Annotated in this window: 7 protein-coding genes and 1 pseudogene; 6 read left to right on the top strand and 2 right to left on the bottom strand. The window is 68.0% G+C overall.

What is annotated here, in order from left to right:
- Positions 1–218, top strand: a 218-nt coding sequence (locus tag Q0W90_RS21885) for a GNAT family N-acetyltransferase (protein ID WP_297776558.1), incomplete at its 5' end; no start/stop codon positions are given.
- Here Q0W90_RS21885 and zapE read toward each other — a convergent pair.
- Positions 196–1329 carry a cell division protein ZapE gene (gene zapE / locus Q0W90_RS21880; protein ID WP_297776555.1) on the bottom strand — a complete coding sequence of 378 codons (1134 nt, stop codon included), beginning with the start codon at positions 1327–1329 and terminating at the stop codon, positions 196–198. The two genes, Q0W90_RS21885 and zapE, sit on opposite strands and share 23 nt — an antisense overlap.
- On the opposite strand from zapE, the gene Q0W90_RS21875 reads away from it, so the two are divergent.
- From Q0W90_RS21875 to Q0W90_RS21855, 5 genes are all read left to right on the top strand, one after another.
- A complete protein-coding gene (locus Q0W90_RS21875) occupies positions 1328–2083 on the top strand; it encodes a pyrimidine reductase family protein (RefSeq protein ID WP_297597484.1) in 756 nt (251 codons plus the stop codon). The two genes, zapE and Q0W90_RS21875, sit on opposite strands and share 2 nt — an antisense overlap.
- Positions 2084–2097: 14 nt before the next feature.
- Complete coding sequence (locus Q0W90_RS21870; RefSeq protein WP_297701097.1) at positions 2098–3657, top strand: alpha/beta hydrolase; 1560 nt, start codon at positions 2098–2100, stop codon at positions 3655–3657.
- A gap of 28 nt (positions 3658–3685) precedes the next feature.
- Positions 3686–5029, top strand: coding sequence for an arabinofuranan 3-O-arabinosyltransferase (gene aftC, locus Q0W90_RS21865; RefSeq protein ID WP_297776551.1), 1344 nt, complete (start codon positions 3686–3688; stop codon positions 5027–5029).
- 86 nt (positions 5030–5115) lie between these two features.
- Positions 5116–5520 (top strand): peptide-methionine (R)-S-oxide reductase MsrB, encoded by a 405-nt coding sequence (gene msrB, locus Q0W90_RS21860; RefSeq protein ID WP_297597538.1) that lies wholly within the window; start codon positions 5116–5118, stop codon positions 5518–5520.
- Positions 5521–5671: 151 nt separating this feature from the next.
- A complete protein-coding gene (locus Q0W90_RS21855) occupies positions 5672–6520 on the top strand; it encodes a DUF559 domain-containing protein (protein WP_297776549.1) in 849 nt (282 codons plus the stop codon).
- Positions 6521–6641: 121 nt separating this feature from the next.
- Here the strand turns inward: Q0W90_RS21855 and Q0W90_RS21850 are convergent.
- Positions 6642–6875, bottom strand: a pseudogene (locus tag Q0W90_RS21850) (class I SAM-dependent methyltransferase); the annotation flags it as partial.

The following is a 6875-nucleotide window of genomic DNA, read 5'->3' as shown; positions in this document are numbered from 1 at the left end:
GGTACCACGGCGGCGGGGTGTCGAGCGCCCTGATGGACCTCACCCTGGCCACCGCCGAAGAGCGGGGGGCGCGCCGCGTGTGGCTGGGGGTCAATCAGGGGAACGAACGCGCGCAACGCTTTTACACCAAGAGCGGCTTCACGGTCAGCGGTACCAGGACGTTTCACCTCGGCGCCGACCTCGAGCACGACTACGTCATGGTTCGCGAACTCGGCTAACCGCCGCGGTCAACGCCAGGAGCCGGGAAGTGGCCCGTAGGTACTTTTTTCGGTATCCACCCGCCAGCATCTCCTCGCCGAAGATGGTGTCGAGCTTGGCGCCCGACGCCACCACGGGAATGCCGGCGTCATAGAGCCGGTCGGTCAGCGACACCAGCCTCAGCGCCACGTTCTGGTCGTCGACGGGATGCACGCCGGTCAGAAACACCCCGCTCACACCTTCGATCAACGTCAGATACCGCGACGGGTGCATGGTGGCCAGGTGCGCGCACAGCGCGTCGAAGTCGTCGAGCGTCGCCCCCTCGACCCGCGCGGCGCGCGCCGCCACCTGTTCGTCGGACAGCGGCCGTGGTGCCGGCGGCAGTCCGCGATGCCGGTAGTCGGGCCCCTCGATCCGCACGGTGGTGAAAATGCTTGCCAGCGTGTTGATCTCGCGCAGGAAATCCTGTGCCGCAAACCGGCCCTCACCGAGCTGCTCGGGCAACGTGTTGGAGCTGGCGGCCACCGACACCCCGCGCTCGACCAGCGACGACAGGAGCCGCGCGATCAGCGTGGTGTTGCCCGGGTCGTCGAGTTCGAACTCGTCGATGCAGACCGCCGTGTAGGTGGCCAGTAGGTCGACGCATTCGGCGAAGCCGAACACCCCGGCGAGCTGGGTGAGCTCCCCGAACGTCGCGAACGCCTTGGGAGCCGGCCCATCCGGCGCCCGGCCCGGTGCCCCGCCCGGTCCGTCGCCGGGCAGCTCGTAGTAGGCCGACGCCAGCAGGTGCGTCTTGCCCACCCCGAACCCGCCGTCCAGGTACAGCCCGACACCGGGCAGAATCTCGCGCCGTCCCAACAGTTTTCGCCGGCCTGCGCGGCGCCGCGCGGCCTGCCGGCAGAAGTCTCGACACGCCGCGACCGCGGCGGCCTGTGTCGGCTCGGCCGGATCAGGCTGGTACGTCGCAAAGCTCACGTCGGCGAACGTCGGCGGCGGTCTCAATTGGGCGATCAGCCGCTCCGGCGACGCGGTCGGATGCCGATCCACCAGGTGAGCCACGCCGCCCGAAGCGCCCGCAGAGGTGGACCCGTGCATGCAGGAACTGTAGCGGCGTGCTCCAATCAGACCCATGCCCGAGACGCCGCTGTCGCTGCTCGGCTCGGTGCGCGAACTCGACGACGGCGAACTCCCCCGGATCTACGGCTATCCCGAACAAAAGAGCACCTGGGTGCGGGCGAACTTCATCACCAGTGTCGACGGCGGAGCCACCTCGGGTGGCAGCAGCGGCGCCATGGGCGGCCCGGGCGACCGGTTCGTCTTCAACCTGCTGCGTGAACTCGCCGATGTCATCGTGGTGGGCGCGGGCACCGTGCGGATCGAGGGGTATTCGGGCGCGCAGCTGAGCGTCGCCCAGCGTCAGCACCGGCAGGCCCGCGGACAAAGCGAAGTCCCGCCGCTGGCGATCGTGACCAAATCGGGTCACCTGAACCGGGACATGGCCGTGTTCACCCGCACCGAGGTGCCGCCACTGGTCCTCACCTGCACCGCGGCGGCCGCTCAGACGCGGCGGCTGCTCAACGGCCTGTGCGAGGTTCTCGACTGCTCCGGCAGTGATCCCGAGAAGGTTGACGAAGACAGCATGCTGGCCACCCTCGGCGCACGCGGGCTGCGCCGCATTCTCACCGAGGGCGGGCCGACGCTGCTGGGCTCGCTGATCGAGCGCGACATGCTCGACGAGTTGTGCCTGACGATCGCGCCCTACATCGTCGGCGGCCAGCCGCGACGCATCGCGGCCGGCCCGGGCCAGCTGCTCACCCGGATGCGTTGTGCGCATGTCCTGACCGACGCCGCCGGCTACCTTTACACCCGCTACGTCAGGGCCTAGCTACTGTGGTCGGCATGAGTCGGCCGTACACGTGCGCCACGATCCTGGTTGCGGTGACCGCGCTGCTCGCCGGCTGCGTCCCGGGTCTGGCCGCCAACCCGCGCTTCGCCACCGATTCCGGTGCGCGGCCGCAGGGGGTGCCCACCTCGAAGCCGTCGCCCAGCGGGCCGCCCCCGATCGCCGCACCCAAGAACGACCTGGCTTGGCACGACTGCACCTCGCGAGTTTTCGCCGACGCGGCGGTTACCGCCGCCGCGGGCGTCCGGCTGGATTGCGCGAATTACGACGCCGACCTTGACCCGGTCAACGGCGGGGGTGGCAGCCTGAGCATCGGCGTGGTGCGCGCCCGCTCGAATCAGACGCCCCACGATGCCGGACCGCTGGTCTTCACCACCGGCTCGGATCTGCCGTCGTCGGCGCAATTACCGGTCTGGCTGTCCCGGGCCGGCGCCGACGTGCTCGCCGCCCACCCCATCGTCGCCGTCGACCGTCGCGGCATCGGCATGTCGAGCCCCATCGACTGCCGGGACAAGTTCGACCGTCAAGAGATGCGCGACCAGTCGCAATTCCAGACCGGCGACGATCCGGTGGCCAACCTGTCCGAGATCGCCAACACCGCCACCACCAACTGCACCGACGCCATCGCGCCGGGCGCCACCGCGTACGACGACGCGCACGCCGCCTCCGACATCGAGCGGTTGCGCAGCACGTGGGACGTGCCCGCCCTGGCGTTGATCGGAATCGGCAACGGCGCCCAGGTGGCGCTGTCCTACGCCGGATCGCGGCCGGACAAGGTCGCCCGCCTGATCCTCGACTCGCCGGTTGCGTTGGGCACCAACGCCGAAGCCGCCGCCGAGCAACAGGCCAAGGGACAGCAGGGGGCGCTCGACGCCTTCGCCGCCCAGTGCCTCGCCGTGAACTGCGCCCTGGGCCCGGACCCGAAGGGCGCCGTCAGCGCTCTGCTGGCCGACGCCCGCGCCGGTAAGGGTCCCGGTGGCACGTCGGTGTCACAGCTCGCCAGCGCCATCACCGTCGCGCTGGGTCTTCCCTCCGGCGGCCGCGTCAACGCCACCACCAATCTGGCCAACGCGCTGGCGGCCGCCCGCTCCGGCGACACCAATGGGCTGAACAACCTGATCAACCACGCCAACGCCACACAGGACTCCGACGGTCAGTTCGTCAACGTCTGCAGCGACGCGGTCAACCGCCCCACGCCGGACCGGGTGCGTGAACTCTTCGTCGCCTGGGGCAAGCTCTACCCGCAGTTCGGCACCGTCGCCGCGCTCAACATGGTCAAGTGCGTGCACTGGCCCACCGGCTCGCCGCCGCCCGCGCCGAAGACCCTGAAGGTCGACGTGCTGCTGCTCGGTGTACAGAACGACCCGATCGTGGGAACCGATGGGGTCGCGGCGACCGCCGCCAGCATCATCAACGCCAACTCGGCCAGCAAGCGGGTGATGTGGCAGGGCATCGGCCACGGCGCCAGCATCTATTCGGCGTGCGCGATTCCGCCGCTGACCGGCTACCTCAACAGCGGCAAATTGCCCGGCACCGACACCTACTGCCCGGCCTGATGCTGCCTTCGGCGAGCCGGGCGCGCCGGTGTACGGTGCGCTGGTGACGGCAGCTGAATCGACCCGAACCGGCTCGCGTGATCGGCTCCTGGCCGCCTTTCGTCCCCGCACCGGCGCACCGAGCGTGGCGAGCGTATTGCGGTCCGCGTTGTGGCCGATCGCCATCTTCTCGGTGCTGCACCGCAGCATCGTCATCACCACCAACGGCAACATCACCGACGACTTCAAGCCCGTCTACCGGGCGGTGCTCAACTTCCGGCGCGGCTGGGACATCTACAACGAGCACTTCGACTACGTCGATCCGCACTACCTGTATCCCCCCGGCGGCACGCTGCTGATGGCCCCGTTCGGATACCTGCCCGAGTATCCGTCGCGGTACCTGTTCATCCTGATCAACACCGTGGCGATCCTGCTCGCCTGGTACCTGCTGCTGCGGATGTTCAACTACACGCTGTCCTCGGTCGCCGCGCCCGCCCTGCTGCTGGCGATGTTCTGCACCGAGACGGTGACCAACACGCTGGTGTTCACCAACATCAACGGCTGCGTGCTGCTCGCGGAGATGCTGTTCTTGCGCTGGCTGCTGGACGGCAGGATCAGCCGGCAGTGGTGGGCCGGCGCCGCGATCGGTTTGACGCTGACGCTCAAGCCGGTGCTGTTGCCGTTGCTGTTGCTGCCGTTGCTCAACCGCCAGTGGCGGACGCTGGTGCCCGCCGTCGTGATTCCCGTCGTCATCAACGCGGCCGCGTGGCCGCTGGTCAGCGATCCGATGGACTTCGTCACCCGAACGGTGCCCTACTTCCTGGGCACCCGCGACTACTTCAACAGCTCGATCGAGGGCAACGGCGTGTACTTCGGCCTGCCCACCTGGCTGATCGTGTTCCTGCGCATCCTGTTCACGCTGCTCGCGATCGGGGCCCTGTGGCTGCTGTACCGCCACTACCGCACCCGGGACCCGCGGTTCTGGTTGACCAACTCGGCGGGGGTGCTGCTGTTGTGGTCGTTCCTGGTGTCGTCGCTGGCCCAGGGCTACTACTCGATGATGCTGTTCCCGTTCCTGATGACGGTCGTGCTGCCCAATTCGCTGATCCGCAGCTGGCCGGCGTGGCTGGGGATCTACGGCTTCATGACTCTTGACCGCTGGCTTTTGTTCAACTGGATGCGCTGGGGCCGCGCGCTGGAGTACCTCAAGATCACCTACGGCTGGTCGCTGCTGCTGATCGTGACGTTCACGGTGCTGTACTTCCGGTTCCTGGACGCCAAGGCCGAGGACCGGCTGGATGGCGGCATCGATCCGGCGTGGCTGACGGACGAGCGTGAGCGTGAGGTGATCGCAAGCGCGGCGGAGCCGGGCGCAGCGGGTCACCTCCATTGAGCCTCGCGGTGATCGCAAGCGCGGCGGAGCCGGGCGCAGCGGGTCAGCGCAATTGGCGCTAGCGTGGATGTATGACCTCCCCAGACGTGTCGCGTCCGAAGTTGCAGCTGACCGACGACGAGTGGCGCAAGAAACTCAGCCCGGAAGAGTTTCAGGTGCTGCGCCAAGCCGGCACCGAGCGGCCCTTCACCGGTGAATACACGGACACCAAGACCGAAGGCGTGTACCAGTGCCGCGCCTGCGGCACCGAATTGTTCCGCAGCACAGAGAAATTCGAGTCGCACTGCGGCTGGCCGTCGTTCTTCGACCCGGCGGACTCCGACGCGGTGATCCTGCGGCCCGACCATTCGCTGGGCGCGACGCGCACCGAGGTGCTGTGCGCGAACTGCCACAGCCACCTGGGCCACGTGTTCGCCGGTGAGGGCTACCCGACGCCGACGGACCAGCGGTACTGCATCAACTCGGTCTGCTTGCGTTTGGTGCCGGCCTAGGCCGCGGCTCCTAGCCCACGGCCCAGACCCCGCGGCCCAATTTCGCCGTTGGGTTTTCGCGACACTTACACCACGCACACGACACGCCGGAGAACGCCGCCACGCCTTAAGTTTCACGGATCCGACCGCTGAGTCCTGACGTCTTCCAGGTGTGGACGACGTGTTTATCGGCAGCGAGGCCTTGCAGCAGGGAAACTTGAGCCGGCACCGGCTGCGCTCCCAATTCCGCGCCATCCATCCCGACATCTACCTGCCGGTTCACGCCGTGCCGTCACTGCGCACGCGTTCGGTTGCGGCGTGGTTGTGGTCGGGCCGACGCGGCGTCCTCGCCGGGCTGGCCGCCGCCGCGCTGCACGGCTCGAGCTGGATCGACGACGACGAACCCATCGAGTTGATCTGGCGTAACCCGCATCCGCCGGCGGGCGTGATCACGCTCAACCAGCGAGTCGATCCCGACGAGGTCACCCGAACTAGTGGTCTGCCGGTCACCACTTCGGCCAGGACGGCGTTTGACTTGGCCAGGCGGCTGCCCGCCGGCCAGGCGGTGGCGCGACTCGACGCGCTGATGCGGGCGAAGCCGTTTTCGATCCAGGATGTGCTGATGCTGGCCAAGCGGCATGCGGGAGCGCGGGGCCTGCGAAAGCTGCGTGCCGCACTGCCGTTAATAGATCCGGGCGCCGCGTCGCCCAAGGAGACCTGGCTGCGCTTGCTCTTGATAGACGCCGGACTTCCCGTCCCCGCCACGCAGATTCCGGTGCAACACGACTGGCGACTCATTGCCATCCTCGACATGGGCTGGCAGGAGTACAAAGTGGCGGTCGAATACGACGGCGACCACCATCGCGCCAACCGGCGGCAGTACGCCCGCGACCAGGATCGGCTGCGCAAGCTAGAAGAACTGGGTTGGCTCGTCGTCCGGGTGATTGCCGAGGACAAGCCCAAGGATGTGGTGCGACGTGCGCGAGAGGCACTTATTCGTCGGGGATGCCGCGACGCGTAAACCACGCACACGACACGCCGAGAAGTGGCGCCATGGTTTAAGTTTCGCGAGAAAAGCGTCCGCGCTGCACGACCATAGCCCTGCGCTGCACGACCATAGCCCGGCATGGTGGGGAAAGCCGTCAGTCGACCCGCGTGGCGTGGACTTCCCAGAAGGGCGCAAACACCCGCCCGCCCTCGAGCCAGGGCTCCATCGCGCGGAACCGCTCCAGCAGCTTCTCCGCCTCATCGGCCATGTCGGGATTGCGCGCGGCCATCATCTGGATGGACTCGGCGCTGATGTTGACCTGGTAGGTGGTCGGGCCCAGATAGGTGATCTCCCAACCGGCGGCCGGAAGCACATCGCGAAAGTCGTT

The organism is Mycobacterium sp., assembly GCF_025933915.1.
GTDB lineage: Bacteria > Actinomycetota > Actinomycetes > Mycobacteriales > Mycobacteriaceae > Mycobacterium.
The sequence above is the reverse complement of the archived record's forward strand: the minus strand, read 5'-3'. Positions and strand labels throughout refer to the sequence as shown.